The sequence below is a fragment of the Pseudomonas sp. CC6-YY-74 genome (assembly GCF_002025205.1).
Taxonomy (GTDB): domain Bacteria; phylum Pseudomonadota; class Gammaproteobacteria; order Pseudomonadales; family Pseudomonadaceae; genus Aquipseudomonas; species Aquipseudomonas paeninsulae.
This window is the reverse complement of sequence record NZ_CP019947.1, coordinates 4,084,299-4,107,992: the sequence shown is the minus strand read 5'-3', so window position 1 is coordinate 4,107,992 and position 23,694 is coordinate 4,084,299. Positions and strand designations below refer to the sequence as shown.

At 57.8% G+C, this 23,694-nt stretch carries 19 protein-coding genes and 2 pseudogenes; 17 read left to right on the top strand and 4 right to left on the bottom strand.

Annotation, left to right across the window (positions count from 1 at the left end; all coding sequences use genetic code 11):
• The first annotated feature begins 34 nt into the window (after nt 1-34).
• Nucleotides 35-1,573, top strand: a pseudogene (locus B2D37_RS18680) (IS3 family transposase).
• A 1,099-nt stretch (nt 1,574-2,672) separates the two neighbouring features.
• On the opposite strand, the gene gyrB reads toward B2D37_RS18680, so the two are convergent.
• From gyrB to dnaA, 4 genes are read right to left on the bottom strand one after another with little or no spacing between them, the layout of a single operon-like run.
• Nucleotides 2,673-5,090 carry a DNA topoisomerase (ATP-hydrolyzing) subunit B gene (gene gyrB, locus B2D37_RS18675; protein WP_079204104.1) on the bottom strand — a complete coding sequence of 806 codons (2,418 nt, stop codon included), beginning with the start codon at nt 5,088-5,090 and terminating at the stop codon, nt 2,673-2,675.
• A gap of 3 nt (nt 5,091-5,093) precedes the next feature.
• Nucleotides 5,094-6,197, bottom strand: a complete 1,104-nt coding sequence (recF, locus tag B2D37_RS18670; RefSeq protein WP_079204103.1) for a DNA replication/repair protein RecF — start codon at nt 6,195-6,197, stop codon at nt 5,094-5,096.
• A gap of 7 nt (nt 6,198-6,204) precedes the next feature.
• On the bottom strand, nt 6,205-7,308 hold the full coding sequence (gene dnaN / locus B2D37_RS18665) for a DNA polymerase III subunit beta (protein WP_079204102.1): 1,104 nt from the start codon (nt 7,306-7,308) through the stop codon (nt 6,205-6,207).
• 32 nt (nt 7,309-7,340) lie between these two features.
• Complete coding sequence (gene dnaA, locus B2D37_RS18660; RefSeq protein WP_079204101.1) at nt 7,341-8,795, bottom strand: chromosomal replication initiator protein DnaA; 1,455 nt, start codon at nt 8,793-8,795, stop codon at nt 7,341-7,343.
• A gap of 521 nt (nt 8,796-9,316) precedes the next feature.
• On the opposite strand from dnaA, the gene rpmH reads away from it, so the two are divergent.
• The 16 genes and pseudogenes from rpmH to atpG all read left to right on the top strand — a co-directional run bounded on the left by rpmH (nt 9,317) and on the right by atpG (nt 23,694).
• Nucleotides 9,317-9,451 (top strand): 50S ribosomal protein L34, encoded by a 135-nt coding sequence (gene rpmH / locus B2D37_RS18655; protein WP_079204100.1) that lies wholly within the window; start codon nt 9,317-9,319, stop codon nt 9,449-9,451.
• Between the two features lie 14 nt (nt 9,452-9,465).
• Nucleotides 9,466-9,866 (top strand): annotated as a pseudogene (gene rnpA / locus B2D37_RS18650) (ribonuclease P protein component).
• Nucleotides 9,859-10,104, top strand: a complete 246-nt coding sequence (gene yidD / locus B2D37_RS18645) for a membrane protein insertion efficiency factor YidD (protein ID WP_079204099.1) — start codon at nt 9,859-9,861, stop codon at nt 10,102-10,104. The pseudogene rnpA and the gene yidD overlap by 8 nt, the downstream one beginning before the upstream one ends.
• A gap of 2 nt (nt 10,105-10,106) precedes the next feature.
• A complete protein-coding gene (gene yidC, locus B2D37_RS18640) occupies nt 10,107-11,855 on the top strand; it encodes a membrane protein insertase YidC (RefSeq protein WP_079204098.1) in 1,749 nt (582 codons plus the stop codon).
• 86 nt (nt 11,856-11,941) lie between these two features.
• On the top strand, nt 11,942-13,309 hold the full coding sequence (gene mnmE, locus B2D37_RS18635) for a tRNA uridine-5-carboxymethylaminomethyl(34) synthesis GTPase MnmE (RefSeq protein WP_079204097.1): 1,368 nt from the start codon (nt 11,942-11,944) through the stop codon (nt 13,307-13,309).
• A 743-nt stretch (nt 13,310-14,052) separates the two neighbouring features.
• Nucleotides 14,053-15,945 carry a tRNA uridine-5-carboxymethylaminomethyl(34) synthesis enzyme MnmG gene (gene mnmG, locus B2D37_RS18630; protein WP_079204096.1) on the top strand — a complete coding sequence of 631 codons (1,893 nt, stop codon included), beginning with the start codon at nt 14,053-14,055 and terminating at the stop codon, nt 15,943-15,945.
• On the top strand, nt 15,945-16,592 hold the full coding sequence (gene rsmG, locus B2D37_RS18625; protein WP_079204095.1) for a 16S rRNA (guanine(527)-N(7))-methyltransferase RsmG: 648 nt from the start codon (nt 15,945-15,947) through the stop codon (nt 16,590-16,592). The genes mnmG and rsmG overlap by 1 nt, the downstream gene beginning before the upstream one ends.
• Before the next feature lie 12 nt (nt 16,593-16,604).
• On the top strand, nt 16,605-17,393 hold the full coding sequence (locus B2D37_RS18620) for a ParA family protein (RefSeq protein WP_079204094.1): 789 nt from the start codon (nt 16,605-16,607) through the stop codon (nt 17,391-17,393).
• 10 nt (nt 17,394-17,403) lie between these two features.
• Nucleotides 17,404-18,276: a ParB/RepB/Spo0J family partition protein gene (locus B2D37_RS18615; protein ID WP_079204093.1), complete on the top strand. Its 873-nt coding sequence runs from the start codon at nt 17,404-17,406 to the stop codon at nt 18,274-18,276.
• 147 nt (nt 18,277-18,423) lie between these two features.
• Nucleotides 18,424-18,831 carry a F0F1 ATP synthase subunit I gene (locus tag B2D37_RS18610; RefSeq protein ID WP_079204092.1) on the top strand — a complete coding sequence of 136 codons (408 nt, stop codon included), beginning with the start codon at nt 18,424-18,426 and terminating at the stop codon, nt 18,829-18,831.
• 14 nt (nt 18,832-18,845) lie between these two features.
• Entirely contained in the window at nt 18,846-19,715 is an 870-nt protein-coding gene (gene atpB / locus B2D37_RS18605; RefSeq protein WP_079204091.1) for a F0F1 ATP synthase subunit A, read from the top strand.
• 166 nt (nt 19,716-19,881) lie between these two features.
• Entirely contained in the window at nt 19,882-20,139 is a 258-nt protein-coding gene (atpE, locus tag B2D37_RS18600; RefSeq protein WP_003097235.1) for a F0F1 ATP synthase subunit C, read from the top strand.
• 57 nt (nt 20,140-20,196) lie between these two features.
• A complete protein-coding gene (locus B2D37_RS18595) occupies nt 20,197-20,667 on the top strand; it encodes a F0F1 ATP synthase subunit B (protein ID WP_079204090.1) in 471 nt (156 codons plus the stop codon).
• 14 nt (nt 20,668-20,681) lie between these two features.
• The gene (locus B2D37_RS18590) at nt 20,682-21,218 is read left to right on the top strand and encodes a F0F1 ATP synthase subunit delta (RefSeq protein ID WP_079204089.1); all 537 of its coding nucleotides are present in this window, start codon (nt 20,682-20,684) and stop codon (nt 21,216-21,218) included.
• Nucleotides 21,219-21,239: 21 nt separating this feature from the next.
• Complete coding sequence (gene atpA / locus B2D37_RS18585) at nt 21,240-22,784, top strand: F0F1 ATP synthase subunit alpha (protein WP_079204088.1); 1,545 nt, start codon at nt 21,240-21,242, stop codon at nt 22,782-22,784.
• Between the two features lie 49 nt (nt 22,785-22,833).
• Nucleotides 22,834-23,694, top strand: a complete 861-nt coding sequence (gene atpG / locus B2D37_RS18580; protein ID WP_079204087.1) for a F0F1 ATP synthase subunit gamma — start codon at nt 22,834-22,836, stop codon at nt 23,692-23,694.

The following is a 23,694-nucleotide window of genomic DNA, read 5'->3' as shown; positions in this document are numbered from 1 at the left end:
AAACGATAGATTGGGGGCGTCAAAGAGAGCTGCAATGTCGAGCTATTCACCTGAGCGTAAAGCTGCCCTGCTGAACAAGTTACTCCCGCCACTAAACCACTCCGTAGCTGAGCTCGCGCGCCAAGAAAGCGTCCCCGAAGCGACGCTGTATGCTTGGCGTACCAAGCTCAAAGCAGGAGGCGCAGTAGTGCCTGGAGACAAAACCAAAGCCGATAACTGGCCCGCTGAAGCCAAGTTCGCGGCGGTGCTGCATGCGGCCACCTTGAGCGAGATCGAGCTCAGCGAATACTGTCGCAGCAAGGGTTTGTACCCTGAGCAAATCAGCGCATGGCGCCAAGCCTGCATCAGTGGCCAGCTGTCGGCCCAAGCGCAGCGTCAAGCCGATCGGGATCAGGCGCGTGCCGACAAGAAGCGCATAGCCGCACTGGAGCGCGAGCTGCGGCGCAAAGACAAGGCACTGGCTGAAACCGCCGCGATCTTGGTGCTGCGAAAAAAGATGAATGCCTTCTGGGGAAACGACAACGAGGACGTTTGACCTCGCTGCCAGAACGGCAACAACTCGTTGAACGGTTTAACCATGCCGTCGCTTCTGGTGCGCGCAAGGCGGTGGCCTGCGCAGAGATCGGACTGTCGCTGCGCGCTGACGCCGGTGATGCTGGCCGATGTGCGCACCACCACGGTACGGCCACAGCCGCCGAACGCCCTGAGTGAGGACGAGCGCCGCACCATCCTGGCAGTGTGCAACAGCGCGCCATTCGCCAGCTTGCCGCCTAGCCAGACCGTGCCACGGCTGGCCGATCAAGGCCGTTACCTGGCCTCAGAGGCGACCTTCTACCGCGTCCTCAAGGCCGCCAATCAGCAACATCGCCGCGGCGGTCGCAGCCATGCGCCGCACAAGCACGCGGCGCCGACCACGCACAGTGCAACGAAGAGCAATCAGGTCTGGTCATGGGACATCACCTACCTGCCATCGCCGGTGCGCGGAAAGTATTACTACCTGTATTTGATCGAGGATATCTACAGCCGCAAGGGCGTGGGCTGGGAGGTTTACGAGCAAGAAAGCGGCAAACTGGCGGCCGAACTGATGCAGCGCACCGTGCTGGCCGAGCGCTGCGTGGGTCAGCCCTTGGTGCTGCACTCGGACAACGGTGCGCCGATGAAATCGGTGGCGCTGCTGAGTAAACTCTACGATCTCGGCATCACTCCATCGCGTGGACGACCCCGAGTAAGCAACGACAATCCCTACTCGGAATCGCTGTTTCGAACCCTGAAATACTGCCCGCAATGGCCCAAGGATGGCTTTACAGATTTGGATGCAGCACGCAGCTGGGTGCGCGACTTTATCCGCTGGTACAACCATGAGCACCGCCACAGCCGTATCCGCTTCGTAACCCCGGCACAGCGTCATCGCGGCGAGGATCAAGAGGTGCTGGCCAAGCGCCACGCGCTGTACCAGCAAGCCCGCCATCAGCACCCGCATCGCTGGTCAGGCAACACTCGAAATTGGCAGCCTATCGGGGCTGTCACACTCAACCCAGAGAGACTGCAACCGGCACTGAGAATAGCGGCATAAGAAACACGGCTGACGCGACAACTACCTTGCAAAACGCCGGCTCGGCTACACCACCGCTATAGCCCAACCGCTTGCTCGTCCGACGACCCATCGCCCTGAGTGACACCGCCCAACACTGGCGGCCGAGCGTCCGGTGTTACGACCGCCATCCACAGGTAACGTAACTGAGTGATACGGAAACAGATCAGCCACACGTCTACCTGGCAGAAACAGTGGCAATTTACCAATCTATTGATTTATAAACATATTTTAAAGCTGGCACGCGCTGTGCTCTTTCAATGGTAGAACAACAACAAAAGCAGCAAAAAGAAAAACATCTCGACTCTGGCATAACAACAACAAAACCGCAGAGAAGTAGCAAACAGATTTTTTTGGAGAGGGTACGCTTTCGGGACTTCATTCCGGCAACCAGTTTTAAAAGAATAAATCTACCTTGAGGTAGCTCGTTCTGGTTGGATCACCTAGTGACAAGGTCAGTACCAGCAACCAAAAAAATACGTTTGCCCTTGATCCCTCTTGGGGATCTGATGAAAAAGTTGCCGATCACTAATAACAACAACAGATCGCTAAACATAAAAACAAAGCACGGATTAATTATTAGAGGGGAGCCAATGGCTCCCCTCAGTGCTTTCTGGCATCTCCATCTTTAGCAGGCCAGCCCTCTGCGGGCAGTCCCGGCTTGCTCCGGCAGACGAACGACAGCATAAGACTACGGGCAATGGCGCTGATGCTCTGGCCACTGGCCAAATCCCACCTTCGCATTTCGGCAATGATGTCCATTGATAACACCCAGATTCTCCGGCCAAAAGACCGGATGGTTGTACATCCCGGGTGTTGAAACTATTGGACGCTGTTTACCCCTGGGTAATCTGGAAAATTTCCCACGCGGTGTCACACCATCAGACTTTTCATGGCCAACACACCGGATTTCCCTCGGTTCACGGATATCTACTGTCAGTACACGAGCCTGATCTCGCCACGTTACTTGTAACCCTATGATCACAAAAAGAAAAACCCCGGCTTTTGGCCGGGGTTTTCGTTCTGATCATGACAACAATTGCGCACAAACATGACAGTTTATGCACCCATCGACAAACAATCAGAAGTCCAGATTGGAAACCGCCAGGGCATTGGCCTCGATGAATTCGCGGCGTGGTTCTACGGCATCGCCCATCAAGGTGTTGAAGATCTGATCCGCGCCAATGGCGTCTTCGATCGTCACCTTGAGCATGCGCCGTACGTCGGGGTCCATAGTGGTTTCCCACAGCTGGTTAGGGTTCATTTCACCGAGACCCTTGTAGCGCTGAACGCTGTGGCGTTTAGTGCTCTCGGTCATCAGCCAGCCCAAGGCGTCCTTGAAGGTGGTTACCGCCTTCTTGCGTTCGCCGCGCTGCACGTAGGCGCCTTCTTCCAGCAGACTGTTCAGTTGGTCGCCCAAGCTGGTGACGGTCTTGTAGTCGTTACTGGCGAAAAAGTCGCGATTGAAGGTGATGTAGCTGGATACCCCGTGGGAAATCAGTTCGACCCGCGGTAGCCACAGGTGACGCTCCTGGTCTTCGTGCAGGCTGGTCTTGTACCCCAGACCGGACTTCTCCGTGTCTTTCAGACGAGCATCGAGCAGGCCTAGCCAGGCTTGCATGGCATCCTTGTCCGCCAACTGTTCGCTACTGGCGCGTGGAATGTAGACGAAGTGTTCCGTCAACTCGATCGGGTACAGCCGCGACAAGCGATTGAGGGTCTTCATTACCAGGCGGTAGTCATTGACCAGCCGCTCCAGCGAAGCGCCTGACAAACCGGGTGCACTTTCGTTGACGTGCAGGCTGGCATCTTCCAGGGCCGACTGGGTCATGTACTCCTCCATGGCCTCGTCGTCCTTGATGTACTGCTCCTGCTTGCCCTTCTTGACCTTGTACAGCGGTGGCTGGGCGATATAGATGTAGCCGCGCTCGACCAGTTCCGGCAACTGACGGAAGAAGAAGGTCAGCAGCAGGGTACGGATGTGCGAACCGTCGACGTCGGCGTCGGTCATGATAATGATGTTGTGATAACGCAGCTTGTCGATGTTGTACTCATCGCGACCGATACCACAGCCCAGCGCGGTGATCAGCGTGCCGACTTCCTGGGAGGAAATCATCTTGTCGAAGCGGGCTTTCTCGACGTTGAGGATCTTGCCCTTGAGCGGCAGGATAGCCTGGGTCTTGCGGTTACGGCCCTGCTTGGCAGAACCGCCCGCGGAGTCCCCTTCCACTATGTAGAGTTCGGACAGCGCTGGGTCCTTTTCCTGGCAGTCGGCCAGTTTGCCGGGCAGGCCGGCGATATCCAGGGCACCTTTGCGCCGGGTCATCTCACGCGCTTTGCGCGCGGCTTCACGGGCACGGGCGGCGTCGATCATCTTGCCGACCACGGCCCTGGCTTCACTCGGATTCTCCAGGAGGAAGTCCGAGAAGTGCTTGCCCATTTCCTGCTCGACCGCGGTTTTGACCTCGGAGGAGACCAGCTTGTCTTTGGTCTGCGAGCTGAATTTTGGGTCCGGTACCTTCACCGAAATAATCGCGGTCAACCCTTCGCGGGCATCGTCGCCGGTGGTGGCGATCTTGTGCTTCTTGGCCAGACCTTCCTGCTCAATATAGGCGTTCAGGTTACGCGTCAGCGCCGAACGGAAACCGGCCAGGTGGGTGCCACCATCGCGCTGGGGAATATTGTTGGTGAAACACAGCAGGTTCTCGTTGAAGCTGTCGTTCCACTGCAAGGCCACTTCGACACCGATGCCATCTTCACGCTGGAAGGTAAAGTGGAACACCTGGTTGACCGCAGTCTTGTTGATATTGAGGTATTCGACGAAGGCGCGCAGGCCACCTTCGTACTTGAACAGCTCTTCCTTGCCGCTGCGCTCGTCCTTGAGCACGATGCCGACACCCGAGTTGAGGAACGACAGTTCGCGCAGACGCTTGGCCAGAATATCCCAGTTGAAATGGATATTGGCGAAGGTCAGGGAGGATGGCTTGAAGTGAATCTGGGTGCCAGTGGTGTCGGAGTCGCCAACGATACGCATGGGTTCTTGTGGCACACCGTGCACGTAGGTCTGCTCCCAGATGTGGCCACTGCGGCGCACGGTGAGCAGCAGATGCTCGGAAAGGGCGTTGACCACCGAGACACCCACGCCGTGCAGGCCGCCGGAGACCTTGTAGGAGTTGTCATCGAACTTACCGCCGGCATGCAACACGGTCATGATGACCTCGGCGGCGGAAACACCTTCCTCTTTATGAATATCCACCGGGATGCCGCGACCGTTGTCGCTCACACTGATGGATTCATCCGGGTGGATGGTGATGGTGATGTCGCTGCAATGCCCAGCCAACGCTTCGTCAATCGAGTTGTCGACCACCTCGAATACCATGTGGTGCAGACCGCTGCCATCATCGGTATCGCCGATGTACATGCCAGGGCGCTTGCGTACGGCATCCAAGCCTTTCAAGACCTTGATGTTATTGGAGTCGTACGTTTGGTTTTCGCTCATGCTTCACTCCCGGTGGTCGTGGGTCTGGGTGATACGGCCATGTTCCACGTGGAACATGGCAACGGGCGTATCCGTGCGCCAGCCTTCCCTCAACAATTCATGGTCTACACAGGTGATGAACACCTGGCAGTGCAAGTCTTCCAACAAACGGCACAAGGCGTGGCGATGTTGCTTATCCAGTTCTGACGGTAAGTCATCCACCAGATAAACGCACTGCCCGCGCTTGGCCTGATTTACTAAATGGCCCTGAGCAATGCGCAGGGCACAAATGACCAACTTTTGCTGACCTCTCGACAATATCTCCGCAGCACTATGGGCTGCCAGACGCAATCTGAGATCCGCGCGCTGAGGGCCGGCCTGGGTATGACCTATTTGCTGATCGCGGAGCAGGGAAGTGGCCAACACTTCGTTCAGTTCACGTTCCTTGTCCCAGCCGCGGTAATAACTGAGGGTCAATCCTTCCAGCTCGAGCAACTCGCCTAGTGTGCGCTCAAACACCGGCTTCAAGGCCTTGATATAGGCTCGTCGATAACCATCGATCTCGTCGCTGGCCAGGCATAGCTCACGGTCCCAGGCCGCCTGCGAAGCGGCGTCAAGTGTACCATGCCGCAGCCACGAGTTCCGCTGCCGCAGGGCCTTCTGCAGGCGCTGCCACGCCGGCATAAAGCGAGGTTCCACGTGGAACACTCCCCAGTCGAGAAACTGCCGACGCACCTTGGGGGCGCCTTCGAGAAGGCGGAAACTGTCCGGATTGATCAATTGCAATGGCAGCGCTTCAGCCAACTGAGCCGCACTGCGCGCATTCTGCCCATCGATGCGAATCTGCAACTCACCCTGACGATCACGGGCAATACCCAGACTACTTTGTCGGCCATCGGCCAGTTGCACTTCACCGAATACAGTACAGGCCTGCTGCTCGTACTGAATCATTGGCAGTAGTCGTGTGCTGCGAAATGAGCGTGCCAAACCAAGCAGATGTACGGCTTCCAGCAAACTGGTTTTGCCGCTGCCATTGGCGCCGTGGAGGATATTGATACGCGGGGAGGGGGAGAGGGTCACCGGGTGCAAATTGCGCACCGCGGTGACCATGACGCGGGTGAGGGACATTTAGCAGTTACAGACGCATGGGCATAACGACATAGGCGGAATCGTCGTTATCGGCTTCCTGCACCAGAGCACTGCTATTGGAGTCGGACAGAATCAGGCGTACTTGTTCCGTCGTCATTACACCCAGGACATCGAGCAGGTAGCTGACGTTGAAACCGATCTCCAACTGATTGCCGTTGTAGTCCACGGCAATCTCTTCTTCGGCCTCTTCCTGCTCAGGATTGTTGGCCTGAATTTTCAGCAGGCCGCTGGCCAATTGCAAACGAATACCGCGGTACTTTTCGTTGGAGAGAATAGCGGTGCGGCTGAACGCTTCGCGCAAGCCCTGACGATCGGCGACCACCAGTTTGTCGCCACCGCGCGGCAGCACACGCTCGTAATCCGGGAACTTGCCGTCGACCAGTTTGGAGGTGAAGGTGAACTCACCGGTGGTCGCCCGAATATGATGCTGGCCGAGGACGATGCTGACGTTGGCATCCTGCTCGGTCAGCAGACGCGCCAACTCGAGAATACCCTTGCGCGGCACTATCACCTGATGCCGTTCGGTTTGTTCAATCTCGGCGGCCATCGAGCACATGGCCAGGCGATGACCATCGGTGGCGACTGCGCGCAGAATACCGGTCTGAACTTCCAGCAACATGCCATTGAGGTAATAGCGCACGTCTTGCTGCGCCATGGCAAAACTGGTGCGCTCGATCAGGCGGCGCAATCTGCTTTGGCTCAGACTGAGGGTCAACGAACCCGGGCCTTCCTCGACGGTGGGGAAGTCATTGGCCGGCAGGGTCGACAGGGAGAAACGGCTACGTCCGGCCTTGACCAGCAACTTCTGATCGTCGACGCGGATGTCGATCAGCGCATCATTTGGCAAGCTTTTGCAGATATCCATCAGCTTGCGCGCCGGTACGGTGATTTCACCGGGCTCTGCCGGTTCATCCAGGCTCACCCGTCCCACCAACTCGACTTCGAGATCGGTACCGGTCAGCGACAGTTGCTGGCCTTCGACCACCAGCAGCACATTGGACAGAACCGGCAAGGTCTGGCGGCGTTCCACGACGCCGGCGACCAGTTGCAGCGGTTTCAACAAGGCTTCGCGTTGAATAGTGAAATGCATGGTCTAGTCCCTTGCCTAGTGGAGTGGCGTAATCAAGTGGTCAACGTACGCAGCAGATTCTTGTAATCCTCGCGGATGTCCGCGTCGGACTCCTTAAGTTCAGCAATCTTACGGCAAGCGTGCAATACCGTGGTGTGATCGCGGCCGCCGAAGGCATCACCGATCTCCGGCAGGCTGTGATTGGTCAATTCCTTCGACAGCGCCATCGCCACTTGTCGCGGTCGCGCCACCGAGCGCGAGCGGCGCTTCGAGAGCAGATCGGAAATCTTGATCTTGTAGTACTCGGCGACTGTGCGCTGGATATTGTCGATGCTGACCAGCTTGTCCTGCAGCGCCAACAGATCCTTCAGCGATTCACGAATCAACTCGATGGTGATGTCACGGCCCATGAAGTGCGAATGCGCAATCACCCGCTTGAGTGCGCCTTCCAGCTCACGCACGTTGGAACGGATGCGCTGGGCGATGAAGAACGCTGCGTCGTGTGGCAGATCGACTTTGGCCTGATCGGCCTTCTTCATCAGGATCGCCACCCGGGTTTCCAACTCGGGCGGTTCCACCGCCACCGTCAGGCCCCAACCGAAGCGCGACTTCAGGCGCTCTTCCAGGCCTTCAATTTCCTTCGGGTAGCGGTCACTGGTCAGAATCACCTGTTGGCCGCCCTCGAGCAGCGCGTTGAAGGTGTGGAAGAACTCCTCCTGGGAGCGTTCCTTCTTGGCAAAAAACTGGATGTCGTCGATCAGCAAGGCATCCACCGAACGGTAGAAACGCTTGAACTCGTTGATCGCATTCAACTGCAGCGCCTTGACCATGTCGGCAACGAAGCGCTCGGAATGCAGGTACACCACCTTGGCATTGGGGTTCTTCTGCAACAGGTGATTGCCCACCGCGTGCATCAAGTGGGTCTTGCCCAGGCCCACACCGCCATAAAGGAACAGCGGGTTGTAACCGTGCTTGGGGTTGTCCGCCACCTGCCAGGCCGCCGCGCGGGCCAACTGGTTGGACTTGCCCTCGACGAAGTTGTCGAAGGTGAAGGTACGGTTCAGGTAGCTGGTGTGCTTGAGGCCACCTTCCACTTGTACCGTGCGCTCAGTGCGCGCAGGAGCGGTCTGGCTGGCAGCCCCTGCCATCGGATCGAAACTGGAGCGCGAGGGCTCTGATAGTGCAGGAGCGGCCCTGGGCGGCGGCGCTGGCCTACTGGTCACGACTGGCGCAGGCGCGGCAGCCATGCGAGGAGCGTTGCTGCGTTTGCTGCCTATTAATAAGGACAGTGCCGGCACCATGCCATTGGTGCGTTCGGCGAGCAATTCCAGCAGCCGCGTCAGGTACTTTTCATTGACCCAATCAAGCACAAAACGATTCGGTGCATAGACGCGAAGCTCGTCGCCTGCGGCTTCAACCTGCAGCGGTCGGATCCAGGTATTGAATTGCTGGGCAGGCAGTTCATCGCGCAGAAGCTCTACGCACTGCTGCCAAAGTTCAACGGACACGGATAACCCCTAAATAGGAAAGCGGCGAGGCAAAAAACAGCCGCCATTGTAGCTGCCGAAGACCGAGTTATCCACACGTAACGGCCGCTCTGGTGAGATACCCAGTGCCAGTCATCGGCCATACCACTGGTCGATAGCGGTAAATTTAACTCTGTGGATAACCCCGCTTAAGCCCGGCGGATAAGCCTGGGGACAAGTGGTGCATGAATCCAGCTGTGGATAACATGGCATTCCATCCCCAGCTTATCCGCTGCCTTCACACAGCCGCTGCACGTCTTCCTGACAGACTTACCCTGCTCTGTAAGCTTCATGAATAAAGGGCCAGAGGCACTTATGCACAGAAAAGCGGCTTACTAATAGTTATTAACATTACAGAAAAGCTTTAAATATTCTCTTCTCTATATTCTTTATTAACGAAAATGCTGGTTGGAAATTGACCTGACCCTCGTGTTTCTCTAGAATCGCCGGTCTCTTAAAACGGGGGCCATTCCGGCCCGTAGTCGACAGCCAGGTAACACGCCATGAAACGCACTTTCCAACCCAGCACTATCAAACGCGCTCGCACTCACGGTTTCCGTGCTCGTATGGCCACCAAAAGCGGCCGTGCTGTCCTGTCGCGTCGCCGCGCCAAGGGCCGTAAGCGTCTCGCCGTCTAAATTTCGGTATTTTGGTGAGTCGAGACTTCAGTCGGGAAAAGCGTCTGCTAACCCCCGACAATTCAAGGCAGTCTTCGACTCCCCTAGCGGCAAAGTTCCGGGCAAAAATGTCCTGCTGCTGGCGCGTAGCAACCAGCTTGACCACCCCCGTTTGGGTTTGGTGATCGGCAAGAAGAGCGTCAAGCTCTCGGTTGAACGCAATCGCCTGAAACGCCAGATCCGCGAATCGTTCCGCCTCAACCAGGACAACCTGGTCGGTTGGGACATCGTAGTGGTTGCGCGTAAAGGCCTGGGCGATCTGCAGAATGCCGAACTGGCTCTCCAGTTCGGCAAGCTCTGGAAACGCCTGGCACGCAACAAACCAAGCCCGGAAACTTCTACCCCTATCGGGATAAACGACAGTCCCCATGCGTAAACTGGCCTTGGTTCCAATCCAGTTCTACCGCTATGCCATCAGTCCTTTGATGGCCAGCCACTGTCGTTTTTATCCAAGCTGCTCCTGCTACGCGCATGAAGCCATCGAACAACAAGGCCTCATGCGTGGTGGTTGGCTGGCATTGCGCCGGCTCGGCCGCTGTCACCCGTGGAATCCCGGTGGCTACGACCCGGTTCCCCCCGCGAAACCCTCCCGTTCCTCTTCGATGGCCGAATAATCATGGATATTCAACGCTCGATCCTGATCGTCGCCCTGGCAATCGTGTCCTATATGATGGTTCTCCAGTGGAACCAGGACTACGGTCAAGCTGCCCTGCCGACTCAGACTGCAGCAGTCAGCAGTACCGTTCCGAGCTTGCCAGATACCACTGCCCGCGCCCAAACAGCCAGCGGTGACGACATACCGACTGCAGCCCCTGCCGCCGAATCAGGCTCTATCAGCGTTGCCCCAGTGGCCGTCAGTGATCAACTGATTCGAGTGAAAACCGACGTACTGGATCTGGCCATCGATCCACGTGGCGGTGATGTGGTAGAGCTGCGTTTGCCGCAGTACCCGCGCCGGCAAGACCACCCGGATGTGCCGTTCCAGCTGTTTGATAATGGCAGCGAGCGCACCTATCTGGCGCAAAGCGGTTTGATCGGCACCAGTGCGCCGGACAAATCCAGCGGTCGTGCCCTGTGGAGCAGCGACCAGCAGAGTTATAAATTGGCTGAAGGCCAGGACCAACTGCAGGTAGACCTCAAGCTCAGCGAAGACGGTGTCAATTACACCAAGCGCTTTACCTTCACCCGCGGTCTGAATCCCGAGTGCTCGGCCGCAGAACAACAGCTGAAGAAGCCGGGTTGCGTAGACCCTGCGTCTTACCAGATGAACGTCAGCTACTTGATCGACAACCAGAGTGGCCAGGCCTGGAACGGCAATATGTTCGCTCAACTCAAGCGCGATGGCAGTGACGATCCCTCGTCGACCACTGCCACTGGCACCGCTACCTACCTGGGTGGCGCGCTCTGGACAACCGAAGAGTCGTACAAAAAAGTGTCGATGAAAGATATCGACAAGAAGCCCTTCAAGGAAACCGTCGAAGGCGGCTGGGTAGCCTGGCTGCAGCACTATTTCGTCACGGCCTGGATTCCCGAAAAAGGCAGCACCAATCAGGTCCAGACCCGCAAAGACAGCCAAGGCAATTACATTGTCGGCTATACCGGTCCGGCCGTTCAGGTTGCTCCCGGCACACAAGGCGAAGTCAGTGCGATTCTGTATGCCGGCCCGAAGCTCCAGGGTCACCTGAAAACCCTGTCCCCTGGGCTGGAATTGACCGTCGACTACGGCATTCTGTGGTTCCTCGCGCAACCGATCTTCTGGTTGTTGGAACATATCCACAGCATCCTGGGTAACTGGGGGTGGTCGATCATTGTGCTGACCATCATCATCAAACTGATCTTCTTCCCACTGTCTGCCGCCAGCTACAAGTCGATGGCGCGCATGCGTGCCGTCGCGCCGAAACTGGCCGCGCTGAAAGAGCAGTTGGGTGACGATAAGCAGAAGATGTCCCAGGGCATGATGGAGCTGTACAAAAAAGAGAAGATCAACCCGTTAGGCGGTTGCCTGCCGATCCTGGTACAGATGCCGGTGTTCCTCGCCCTGTATTGGACCCTGCTGGAAAGCGTGGAAATGCGTCAGGCACCCTGGATGTTCTGGATTACCGACCTGGCGATCAAGGATCCGTTCTTCATCCTGCCGATTATCATGGGCGCCACCATGTTCATCCAGCAGCAGCTCAACCCGACACCGCCGGATCCGATGCAGGCCAAGGTGATGAAGATGATGCCAATCATCTTCACCTTCTTCTTCCTCTGGTTCCCGGCCGGCCTGGTGCTGTACTGGGTGGTCAACAACTGCCTGTCTATCGCTCAGCAGTGGTACATTACGCGCAAGATTGAAGCAGCAACCAAGGCGGCTGCGGCCTGATAAGGCGGAGCTTCCAAGCTCGAGCAAGCCGTTAAAAAGACGCCCCCATCGTGGGGCGTCTTGCTATCCAGCGTTTGGAGTCCAGCATGTCAGCAGTCCGTGAAACCATTGCCGCCGTTGCCACAGCCCAGGGCCGTGGTGGCGTCGGCATCGTGCGGGTCTCGGGTCCCTTGGCCGGGCAACTGGCCCTAGCGATTTGCCAACGTGAACTGAAACCTCGTTATGCCCATTACGGCCCTTTTTTTGCCGATGCCGAGCAGGTGCTGGATGAGGGCCTGGCCCTGTACTTCCCCGGGCCCAACTCCTTTACCGGCGAGGATGTACTGGAACTGCAAGGCCACGGCGGCCCGGTGGTGCTCGACTTGCTCCTGCGCCGTTGCCTGCAACTCGGCGCTCGCCAGGCCCGTCCCGGCGAGTTCAGCGAGCGTGCATTCCTCAACGACAAACTCGACCTGGCCCAGGCCGAAGCGATTGCCGACCTGATCGAAGCCAGCTCGGCACAGGCTGCACGCAATGCCCTGCGTTCGCTGCAAGGCGAGTTCTCGCGGCGCGTGCATGGCCTGACCGAACGCTTGATCAGCCTGCGGATCTACGTCGAGGCAGCCATCGACTTTCCCGAAGAGGAAATCGACTTTCTTGCCGATGGCCATGTGCTCAACCTGCTCGAGGGCGTACGCACAGACCTCGCCGGCGTGCTGCGCGAAGCCGGCCAAGGTGCACTGCTGCGCGATGGCATGACGGTGGTGATCGCCGGTCGGCCAAATGCTGGGAAATCCAGTTTGCTCAATGCCCTGGCCGGGCGCGAAGCGGCCATCGTCACCGAGATCGCCGGCACCACCCGTGACGTACTGCGCGAACATATCCACATCGACGGCATGCCGCTGCATGTGGTGGATACCGCCGGTTTGCGCGACACCGAGGATCAGGTGGAAAAGATCGGCGTCGAGCGCGCACTGAAAGCCATTGGCGAAGCCGACCGTATTCTCCTGGTGGTCGATGCCACTGCTCCAGAAGCCGACGATCCGTTCTCGCTATGGCCGGAATTTCTCGCTCAACGTCCCGATCAGGGCAAAGTCACCCTGATTCGCAACAAGGCGGACTTGTCGGGCGAAGCCATTGCCCTGGAAGTCGGCAACGATGGCCATGTGACCATCAGCCTCTCGGCTAGGTCCTGCGACGGTCTGGATCTGCTGCGTGAGCACCTGAAAGCCTGCATGGGCTACGAACAGACTGCCGAGAGCAGCTTCAGTGCCCGCAGGCGGCATTTGGAGGCGTTGCGCCTGGCCGCCACCCACCTCGACCACGGTCACGCTCAGCTGACCCTGGCAGGCGCCGGGGAGCTGCTCGCCGAAGACCTGCGCCTGGCGCAACAGTCTCTGGGCGAAATCACCGGAGCGTTCAGCTCTGACGATCTGCTCGGACGGATATTCTCCAGCTTCTGTATCGGCAAGTAGATACCGTCTTCCCCCGGTGAGCTGGACGGCGATCCGTTCCAGCTCAGCAGCGCCTAGTTCAAAAGATCCGTAGAACGCAGCACATTCGGGGGACGTTCCCGGGTTACGTTGACTCGTATGGGCTATGAACAGCTCCTATGAGTCAGCGGGTAAATCGCTGCAAAAAAATCGATCAGCGCCCTCCTGAGTATCTCCTTCAGCTTCTCCGGCTGATGCAAATCTCTCCTCTGCACCTACCCCATCCTGCGACTTGGACGACCTGTCCTGTCCAACGACTTCACGATTGCATCCTTCAGGCAGTCGTTGCCTTAGCCAAACTCCGTTTTAAATTGAGTTATTTTCCCGTCTAAGCCCTGTGGAAAACCGGGCCTAAGCCCGGTCCATAACCCGGTGATAAAACTGAGGATAAATCGCCCTGTGGATAACTACCCCTTTCATCCACAGGCTGTCTACGGCTATCGAACAGGCTAACGGCAGGATCATCACAGCTTTTTAAAACGCTGAAAGCTACGTGGCCATTGGGCTGTATGGATCTATCCACAGAAAAGCGCTTCCTACTTTATAAACATAAAAACAAAGATCTATATAAATCTATTCTTTTATTCTTTATTAGTCGGAAGCTCTGAGAGAGGCAGGACAGGCTGGCTATTTTTTGTGCAAAAGACTTCTTTCACACCGGCTAAATCCCTATACTCGCCGGCTTTCCAGCTTTTCAAAGCTTCACAACAGGCACGAGGTGCGTGGTGGATTTCCCTTCCCGTTTTCAGGTGATCGTGATCGGCGGTGGTCATGCCGGCACCGAGGCTGCTTTGGCAGCGGCACGCATGGGGGTAAAAACCCTGCTGCTGACCCATAACGTGGAAACTCTTGGTCAGATGAGCTGCAATCCGGCGATCGGCGGGATCGGCAAAAGCCACCTGGTCAAGGAAATCGACGCCCTGGGTGGCGCCATGGCAACGGCCACCGACAAGGCCGGCATCCAGTTTCGCGTGCTCAACAGCCGCAAGGGTCCTGCCGTTCGCGCCACTCGCGCCCAGGCCGACCGGGTGCTGTACAAGGCGGCGATCCGCGAAACCCTGGAAAACCAGGCCAACCTGTGGATATTTCAGCAAGCCGCGGATGACCTGATCGTCGAGAACGATGAAGTCAAAGGCGTGATCACCCAGATGGGTCTGCGGATATTCGCCGATTCAGTGGTATTGACCACCGGCACCTTCCTCGGTGGACTTATCCACATCGGCATGCAGAACTATTCCGGCGGCCGCGCCGGCGATCCACCCTCGATTGCTCTGGCTCAGCGCTTGCGGGAATTGCCGCTGCGTGTCGGTCGCCTGAAGACCGGTACCCCGCCGCGCATCGATGGCCGTTCGGTGGATTTTTCCGTGATGACCGAGCAGCCGGGCGATACGCCGACTCCGCTGATGTCGTTCCTCGGTTCACAAGAGCAACATCCGCGTCAGGTCAGTTGCTGGATCACCCATACCAATGCCCAGACCCACGAGATCATTGCCGCCAACCTCGATCGTTCGCCGATGTACTCCGGGGTGATCGAAGGCGTCGGGCCGCGTTACTGCCCATCGATCGAAGACAAGATTCACCGCTTTGCCGACAAGGACAGCCATCAGGTATTTATCGAGCCTGAGGGGCTGACCACCCATGAGCTCTATCCCAACGGGATTTCCACCTCATTGCCGTTCGACGTGCAATTGCAGCTGGTGCGCTCGATCCGCGGCCTGGAAAACGCCCATATCGTGCGTCCGGGCTACGCCATCGAGTACGACTACTTCGATCCGCGAGACTTGAGATACAGCCTGGAAACCAAGGTCATTGCTGGTTTGTTCTTCGCCGGCCAGATCAATGGCACCACCGGCTACGAAGAAGCCGGCGCCCAGGGGCTGCTCGCCGGAGCCAATGCCGCATTGCGTGCGCAGGGCCAAGACAGCTGGTGCCCGCGCCGCGACGAGGCCTACCTCGGCGTATTGGTCGACGACCTGATCACCCTGGGCACCCAGGAGCCATACCGCATGTTCACTTCGCGGGCCGAATACCGGCTGATTCTGCGCGAAGACAACGCCGACCTGCGTTTGACCGAAAAAGGCCGCGAGCTGGGCCTGGTCGACGATCAGCGATGGGCCGCGTTCGAGATCAAGCGTGAAGCCATCACCCTGGAAGAACAGCGCCTGAAAAGTACCTGGGTCAGGCCCGGCACGCCCCAGGGCGATGCGATTGCCGCCCGCTTCGGCACGCCGCTGACCCACGAGTACAACCTACTCAACCTGTTGTCGCGCCCGGAGATCGATTACCTCGGCCTGGTCGAACTGACCGGCGCAGGTGTGCAAGACCCGCAAGTCGCCGAGCAGGTCGAGATCAAGACCAAGTACGCCGGCTACATCGACCGTCAGCAGGATGAAATCGCCCGGCTGCGCGCCAGCGAAGACACCAAATTGCCTGTGGATATCGATTACAACGGGATTTCCGGGCTGTCCAAGGAAATCCAGCACAAGCTCGGCAACACGCGTCCCGAAACCCTCGGCCAGGCTTCGCGGATTCCCGGGGTCACCCCGGCGGCGATTTCCCTGCTGCTGATCCACCTGAAAAAACGCGGAGCTGGTCGCCAGCTGGAGCAAAGCGCCTGATGTCTGTGGTCACCAGCAAGCACGCCGAAGAACTGGCGCAAGGCGCCCTCGAGCTGGGCGTCGAGGTCTCGGCCGTGCAGCAGGAACAGTTGCTGGCCTATCTGGCGCTGCTGATCAAGTGGAACAAGGCCTACAACCTCACCGCAGTGCGCGATCCGGACGAAATGGTCTCGCGCCACCTGCTCGATAGCCTGAGTGTGCAGCCCTATGTCGCCGAGGCTGGGGATAACTGGCTGGACGTCGGCAGTGGTGGCGGCATGCCGGGCATTCCGCTGGCCATCCTGTTCCCCGAGCGACAGTTCACCCTGCTCGACTCCAATGGCAAAAAAACCCGCTTTCTGACTCAGGTGAAGCTGGAGCTGAAACTGACCAACCTGGAAGTTATCCACAGCCGGGTCGAGGCCTTCAAGCCGCAGCAGGCGTTCAGCGCTATCGTCTCCCGCGCCTTCAGCAGCCTGGAGGATTTTGCCAACTGGACCCGCCATCTCGGTGATGGCCAGAGTCAGTGGCTGGCCATGAAGGGCGTGCATCCGGACGACGAATTGCAAGCTCTGCCGGCCGACTTCCGCCTGGCAGCCACCCATGTGCTCAAGGTTCCCGGTTGCCAAGGTCAGCGTCATCTGCTGATACTGCGTCGCTCGGTCTAGGGGGAACGCAACATGGCTAAAGTATTCGCAATCGCCAACCAGAAAGGCGGCGTGGGCAAGACCACCACCTGCATCAATCTGGCGGCCTCGCTGGTTGCGACCAAGCGCCGCGTACTGCTGATCGATCTTGATCCACAGGGCAACGCGACCATGGGCAGCGGTGTGGATAAGCATGCCCTGGAACATTCGATCTACGACGTGCTGATCGGCGAATGCAACCTGGTCGAGGCCATGCAATATTCCGAGCACGGCGGTTACCAGTTGCTGCCGGCCAACCGTGACCTGACGGCTGCGGAAGTCGGCCTGCTGGAAATGAAAATGAAGGAAAGTCGCCTGCGTAACGCCTTGGCGCCGATCCGCGAGAACTACGACTACATCCTCATCGACTGTCCGCCGGCGCTGTCGATGCTTACGGTCAATGCCCTGGTGGCCGCCGATGGGGTGATCATCCCCATGCAATGCGAGTATTTCGCCCTGGAAGGCTTGAGCGACCTGGTCAACAGCATTCAGCGCATTGCGAAAATGCTCAATCCGACCCTGAAAATCGAAGGCCTGCTGCGTACCATGTACGATCCGCGCATCAGCCTGACCAACGATGTTTCGGCGCAGCTCAAGCAACATTTCCCCGACACGCTGTACCAAACCGTTATCCCGCGCAACATTCGCCTGGCCGAGGCCCCAAGCTATGGCATGCCGGCGCTGGTATACGACAAGCAATCCCGTGGCGCCATTGCCTACCTGGCCTTGGCTGGCGAGCTGGTTCGCCGTCAACGCGCCAGCGCCCGCTCCGCAACCGCATAAGGAACTCTGCATGGCCACCAAGAAACGAGGGCTTGGACGCGGCTTGGACGCCCTGCTGGGTGGCACCACCGTCACTGCTCTGCAGGAAGAAGCCGCTCAGGCCGATAGCCGTGAGCTGCAATACCTGCCACTGGATCTGATTCAGCGCGGCAAGTACCAACCGCGCCGCGATATGGACGCCACCGCGCTGGAGGAACTGGCGCAGTCGATCAAGGTTCAGGGCGTCCTGCAACCGATCGTGGTGCGACCGATTGGCGAAGGCCGTTTCGAGATCGTCGCCGGTGAGCGACGCTGGCGTGCCTGCCAGCAAGCTGGCCTGGACAAGATCCCGGCGATGGTGCGTGAACTGCCCGACGAGGCGGCGATTGCCATGGCGCTGATCGAGAACATCCAGCGTGAAGACCTCAACCCGATCGACGAGGCCGTTGCCCTGCAACGATTGCAGCAGGAGTTCCAGTTGACCCAGCAACAGGTGGCTGAGGCCGTGGGCAAATCCCGCGTGACCATCACCAACCTGCTGCGCCTGATCGGTCTGCCGGAGGAGATCAAGACCCTGCTGTCCCATGGCGATCTGGAGATGGGGCATGCTCGTGCTCTACTTGGTCTGCCAGCGGAACAACAGGTCGAAGGGGCGCGACACGTTGTCGCACGTGGGTTGACCGTGCGGCAAACCGAAGCCCTGGTACGCCAGTGGTTGAGTGGCAAGGAAAAGCCGGTTGTGGAGGCCAAAGCCGACCCGGACATCAGTCGCCTGGAACAGCGCCTAGCCGAGCGCCTGGGCTCTCCAGTGCAGATCAAGCATGGGCAAAAGGGCAAAGGCCAACTGGTGATTCGCTACAACTCGCTGGATGAACTGCAGGGCGTTCTGGCCCACATCCGCTGAAACAATTGAGCATGTAGCGGGGTCACGGAAATCACTACCTGACAGTTGAACCTGGGGGGCTGCGCCCATATACTTTGCGCGCTTTTGTCGGCACGAAATATGCCAAGTCGTTGATTTGAGGCGGCCGACGCCGTAAGGACTGTACCGATGGATGTTCGCAAGCAAAATCGCCTGCCCTTTCATCGTTTAGCGGTGTTTCCGGTCTTGCTGACCCAGCTGGCTGTACTACTGTTAGCGGCTGCGGTGCTGTACGCCACACAGGGAGCAGTAAGTGGTTATTCGGGGTTGTGTGGCGGGCTGATTGCCTGGTTGCCGAATGTGTACTTTGCCCACAAGGCGTTCCGTTTCAGTGGAGCGCGGGCCGCCCAAGCGATAGTCCGGTCTTTTTATGCCGGTGAAGCGGGCAAACTGATTTTGACGGCAGTGCTGTTTGCACTGACGTTTGCAGGCGTGAAGCCATTGGATGCGCTGGCGGTATTCGGCGTATTCCTGTTGACCCAGTTGGTCAACTGGTTCTCACCCTGGCTAATGAAAATAAGATTTTTAAGACCTTAGCGCTCGAGGGATATATGGCAGCAGCAGAAACCGCTTCGGGTTATATCCAGCACCACTTGACCAACCTGACCTATGGTCAGCACCCGGTCAACGGCTGGAGTTTTGCCCACAACCTCAGGGAAGCCCAAGAAATGGGCTTCTGGGCATTCCATGTCGATACCCTGTTGGTGTCGGTGGTGCTCGGCCTGATTTTCATTCTGTTGTTCCGCGCTGCAGCCAAGCGCGCCACTTCCGGGCAACCGGGTGGGCTGCAGAATTTCGTCGAAGTACTGGTCGAGTTCGTCGATGGCAGTGTCAAAGACACTTTCCATGGCCGCAACGCACTGATCGCACCGCTGGGTCTGACCATCTTCGTCTGGGTCTTCCTGATGAACTTTATGGATCTGATCCCGGTGGACTGGCTGCCGATGCTGGCTGCGACCATCATGGGTGACCCGCATCTGTTCTTCCGCGTCGTGCCGACCACCGACCCGAACGCCACCCTGGGCCTGGCCCTGTCGGTATTTGCCCTGATTATCTATTACAGCATCAAGGTCAAAGGCATTGGCGGTTTCATCGGTGAGTTGACCCTGCACCCGTTCGGCAGCAAGAACGTCCTGATTCAGGCGCTGTTTGTGCCGGTTAACTTGCTACTCGAGTTGGTGACCCTGATTGCCAAGCCGATTTCCCTGGCTCTGCGTCTGTTCGGTAACCTGTATGCCGGCGAGCTGATCTTCATCCTTATCGCAGTCATGTTCAGCGGCGGTTTGCTGCTGGGCGGTCTCGGTATCGTCTTGCAGTGGGCGTGGGCAGTGTTCCACATCCTGATCATCGTGCTGCAAGCGTTCATCTTCATGATGTTGACCATCGTCTATCTGTCGATGGCGCACGAAGACAACCACTAAGAGCGCAACGCGCATCCTTGATGCCCTTCCCCGACGGGGAAAAGGCAGATTAGGCTGCGCTCTGCTCAAGGTGGACGCCCGCAAGGGCAATACAGGCAATGATTTAGCTTTACCGCTTTACCTTAGAAAACCTTAAACCAATACGACATAAAAGTCGGGAGGAAAGATGGAAACTGTAGTTGGTCTGACCGCGATCGCTGTAGCACTGCTGATTGGCCTGGGTGCCCTGGGTACCGCCATTGGTTTCGGCCTGCTGGGCGGCAAGTTCCTGGAAGGCGCTGCGCGTCAGCCGGAAATGGTACCGATGCTGCAAGTTAAAATGTTCATCGTCGCCGGTCTGCTCGACGCCGTGACCATGATCGGTGTTGGTATCGCATTGTTCTTCACCTTCGCGAACCCCTTCGTTGGTCAAATTGCAGGCTAATCACTCGAGTATTCGAGTGGATTGGTTTGATGGACAACGAACGAGCGAGGTGTTGGCGTGAACATTAATGCAACCCTGATTGGCCAGTCCGTTGCCTTCTTCATCTTCGTGCTGTTCTGCATGAAGTTCGTGTGGCCTCCGGTCATTACGGCTTTGCAGGATCGTCAGAAGAAGATTGCAGATGGACTGGACGCTGCCAGCCGTGCGGCTCGTGACCTGGAGTTGGCCCAAGATAAAGTGGCCCAACAACTGCGCGAAGCCAAAGGCCAAGCAGCCGAAATCATTGAGCAAGCCAAGAAACGTGGAACTCAGATCGTCGACGAAGCCCGTGACCAGGCCCGTGTCGAAGCTGACCGCGTGAAGGCTCAGGCTCAGGCCGAGATCGAACAGGAACTGAACAGCGTCAAAGACGCCTTGCGTGCCCAAGTGGGTAGCCTGGCCGTCAGCGGTGCCGAGAAGATCCTGGGCATATCTATCGACCAAAACGCGCATGCGGAGCTGGTTTCCAAACTGGCAGCCGAAATTTAAGCGAGGGCGCGATCATGGCAGAACTGACCACGCTGGCCCGACCTTACGCTAAGGCTGCCTTTGAGTATGCCCAGGCCCACCAGCAACTGGCCTCTTGGTCAGCCATGCTCGGCCTGGCTGCTGCGGTGTCGCAAGACGACACCATCCAGCGCATGCTCGGGGCTCCGCGTCTGACGAGTACAGATAAGTCCACCACCTTGAACGAGGTGTGTGGTGACAAGTTCGACGCCCAGGTACGCAATTTCATTCATATTGTCGCCGAAAACGATCGCCTGGCCTTGCTGCCGGAGATCACCGATCTGTTCGAGCTGTATAAAGCCGAACAGGAAAAATCGGTCGACGTGGATGTCACCAGTGCCTTCGCATTGAGCGATGAACAGCAAGACAAACTCGCCAAGGTTCTCAGTGCACGGCTCAACCGGGAAGTGCGCCTGCATGCTACGGAGGATGCCAGCCTGATCGGTGGTGTCGTGATCCGCGCCGGCGACCTGGTTATCGATGGCTCAGTTCGCGGCAAAATCGCGAAACTGGCCGAAGCATTGAAATCTTGAGTTTGAAGGGGCAGCAGAGCTATGCAGCAACTCAATCCTTCCGAAATAAGTGAAATCATCAAGGGCCGCATCGACAAGCTCGATGTAGCCTCGCAAGCCCGAAACGAAGGCACAGTCGTCAGCGTATCCGACGGTATCGTGCGTATTCATGGTCTCGCCGACGTTATGTACGGTGAAATGATCGAGTTCCCGGGTGCCGTCTACGGCATGGCGATGAACCTTGAGCGCGACTCTGTCGGCGCTGTGGTTCTCGGTGCCTATCAGTCGTTGGCTGAAGGCATGAGCGCCAAGTGCACCGGCCGCGTCCTCGAAGTGCCGGTAGGTCCGGAACTGCTGGGTCGCGTAGTCGATGCTCTGGGTAACCCGGTTGACGGTAAAGGCCCGCTGAACAACGTCGCTACCGACGCGGTTGAGAAGGTTGCACCGGGCGTGATCTGGCGTAAGTCAGTCGACCAACCGGTGCAAACCGGTTACAAGGCCGTCGACGCCATGATTCCGGTTGGCCGTGGCCAGCGCGAGCTGATCATCGGCGACCGGCAGATCGGTAAAACCGCTCTGGCGATCGATGCCATCATCAACCAGAAAGACAGCGGCATTAAGTGTGTCTACGTGGCAATTGGTCAGAAGCAATCGACCATCGCCAACGTGGTTCGCAAGCTGGAAGAAAACGGCGCCTTGGCTAACACCATCATCGTCGCTGCCGGTGCTTCCGAATCCGCTGCGCTGCAATTCATTGCACCGTACGCCGGTTGCACCATGGGCGAGTACTTCCGCGACCGTGGCGAAGACGCACTGATCGTGTATGACGATCTGTCCAAGCAAGCCGTGGCTTACCGCCAGATTTCCCTGCTGCTGCGCCGTCCGCCAGGCCGTGAAGCCTACCCAGGCGACGTGTTCTATCTCCACAGTCGTCTGCTGGAGCGCGCATCGCGCGTTTCCGAAGAGTATGTCGAGAAGTTCACCAATGGCGCCGTGACTGGCAAGACCGGTTCCTTGACCGCTCTGCCGATCATCGAAACCCAGGCTGGCGACGTTTCCGCGTTCGTTCCGACCAACGTGATCTCGATCACCGACGGTCAGATCTTCCTGGAATCGGCCATGTTCAACTCCGGCATTCGCCCGGCAGTGAACGCCGGTGTTTCGGTTTCCCGCGTAGGTGGTGCCGCTCAGACCAAGATCATCAAGAAGCTTTCCGGTGGTATCCGTACCGCTCTGGCTCAGTACCGTGAATTGGCGGCTTTCGCCCAGTTCGCTTCTGACCTGGACGAAGCCACCCGCAAGCAGCTTGAGCATGGTCAGCGCGTTACCGAGCTGATGAAGCAGAAGCAATACGCGCCGATGTCCATCGCCGACATGTCGCTGTCCCTGTACTCGGCCGAGCGTGGCTACCTGCAGGACATCGAAATCGTCAAAATCGGCAGCTTCGAACAAGCTCTGATTGCTTACTTCAGCCGCGATCACGCCGACTTGATGGCGAAGATCAACGTGAAGGGTGACTTCAATGACGAAATCGACGCTGGCCTGAAAGCCGGTATCGAGAAGTTCAAGGCCACCCAAACCTGGTAAGCCGCAGCGGAGGTCTATGACCTCCGCCTGCTAACCCGATAGGTGTCAAATGGCAGGCGCAAAAGAGATTCGCAGCAAGATTGCGAGCATCAAAAGCACGCAAAAGATCACCAGCGCCATGGAAAAGGTAGCTGTCAGCAAGATGCGCAAGGCTCAAATGCGCATGTCTGCCAGCCGTCCTTACGCGGAGCGCATCCGTCAGGTGATTGGTCATCTGGCCAATGCCAACCCGGAATACCTTCATCCGTTCATGATCGAGCGTGAAGTAAAACGCGTTGGTTATGTGGTGGTGAGCAGCGACCGTGGCTTATGTGGTGGCCTCAATACCAACCTGTTCAAGGCCCTGGTCAAGGACATGGTGGTAAACCGCGGACAAGGTGTAGAGATCGACATCTGCGTGATTGGTGGCAAGGGTGCGTCATTCTTCCGCAGCTTTGGTGGCAATGTCGTTGCTGCGATCAGCCACCTGGGCGAAGAGCCGTCGATCAACGATCTGATCGGTAGCGTCAAGGTCATGCTCGATGCGTACCTCGATGGACGCATCGACCGTTTGTCCGTGGTATCGAACAAGTTTATCAACACCATGACGCAACAGCCGACAGTGGAACAGTTGATTCCCCTGGTCGCTGATTCGGATCAAAAGCTCAAGCATCACTGGGACTATCTCTATGAACCCGATGCCAAGGAGCTGCTGGACGGCTTGATGGTGCGCTACGTGGAGTCGCAGGTGTACCAGGCGGTGGTCGAGAACAACGCAGCTGAACAAGCGGCGCGGATGATCGCGATGAAGAACGCTACCGACAACGCCGGTGATCTGATCAGCGATTTGCAGCTGATCTACAACAAGGCGCGTCAGGCGGCGATCACCCAAGAGATCTCGGAAATCGTTGGCGGCGCAGCCGCGGTCTGA

Coding starts and splice junctions, on each gene's coding strand:
- gyrB (WP_079204104.1), bottom strand. CDS start 5,090: ATGAGCGAAAACCAAACGTACGACTCCAATAACATCAAGGTCTTGAAA.
- B2D37_RS18590 (WP_079204089.1), top strand. CDS start 20,682: ATGGCAGAACTGACCACGCTGGCCCGACCTTACGCTAAGGCTGCCTTT.
- B2D37_RS18615 (WP_079204093.1), top strand. CDS start 17,404: ATGGCCACCAAGAAACGAGGGCTTGGACGCGGCTTGGACGCCCTGCTG.
- mnmE (WP_079204097.1), top strand. CDS start 11,942: ATGTCAGCAGTCCGTGAAACCATTGCCGCCGTTGCCACAGCCCAGGGC.
- yidC (WP_079204098.1), top strand. CDS start 10,107: ATGGATATTCAACGCTCGATCCTGATCGTCGCCCTGGCAATCGTGTCC.
- atpA (WP_079204088.1), top strand. CDS start 21,240: ATGCAGCAACTCAATCCTTCCGAAATAAGTGAAATCATCAAGGGCCGC.
- atpB (WP_079204091.1), top strand. CDS start 18,846: ATGGCAGCAGCAGAAACCGCTTCGGGTTATATCCAGCACCACTTGACC.
- rsmG (WP_079204095.1), top strand. CDS start 15,945: ATGTCTGTGGTCACCAGCAAGCACGCCGAAGAACTGGCGCAAGGCGCC.
- B2D37_RS18610 (WP_079204092.1), top strand. CDS start 18,424: ATGGATGTTCGCAAGCAAAATCGCCTGCCCTTTCATCGTTTAGCGGTG.
- B2D37_RS18620 (WP_079204094.1), top strand. CDS start 16,605: ATGGCTAAAGTATTCGCAATCGCCAACCAGAAAGGCGGCGTGGGCAAG.
- rpmH (WP_079204100.1), top strand. CDS start 9,317: ATGAAACGCACTTTCCAACCCAGCACTATCAAACGCGCTCGCACTCAC.
- dnaN (WP_079204102.1), bottom strand. CDS start 7,308: ATGCATTTCACTATTCAACGCGAAGCCTTGTTGAAACCGCTGCAACTG.
- yidD (WP_079204099.1), top strand. CDS start 9,859: ATGCGTAAACTGGCCTTGGTTCCAATCCAGTTCTACCGCTATGCCATC.
- recF (WP_079204103.1), bottom strand. CDS start 6,197: ATGTCCCTCACCCGCGTCATGGTCACCGCGGTGCGCAATTTGCACCCG.
- atpG (WP_079204087.1), top strand. CDS start 22,834: ATGGCAGGCGCAAAAGAGATTCGCAGCAAGATTGCGAGCATCAAAAGC.
- atpE (WP_003097235.1), top strand. CDS start 19,882: ATGGAAACTGTAGTTGGTCTGACCGCGATCGCTGTAGCACTGCTGATT.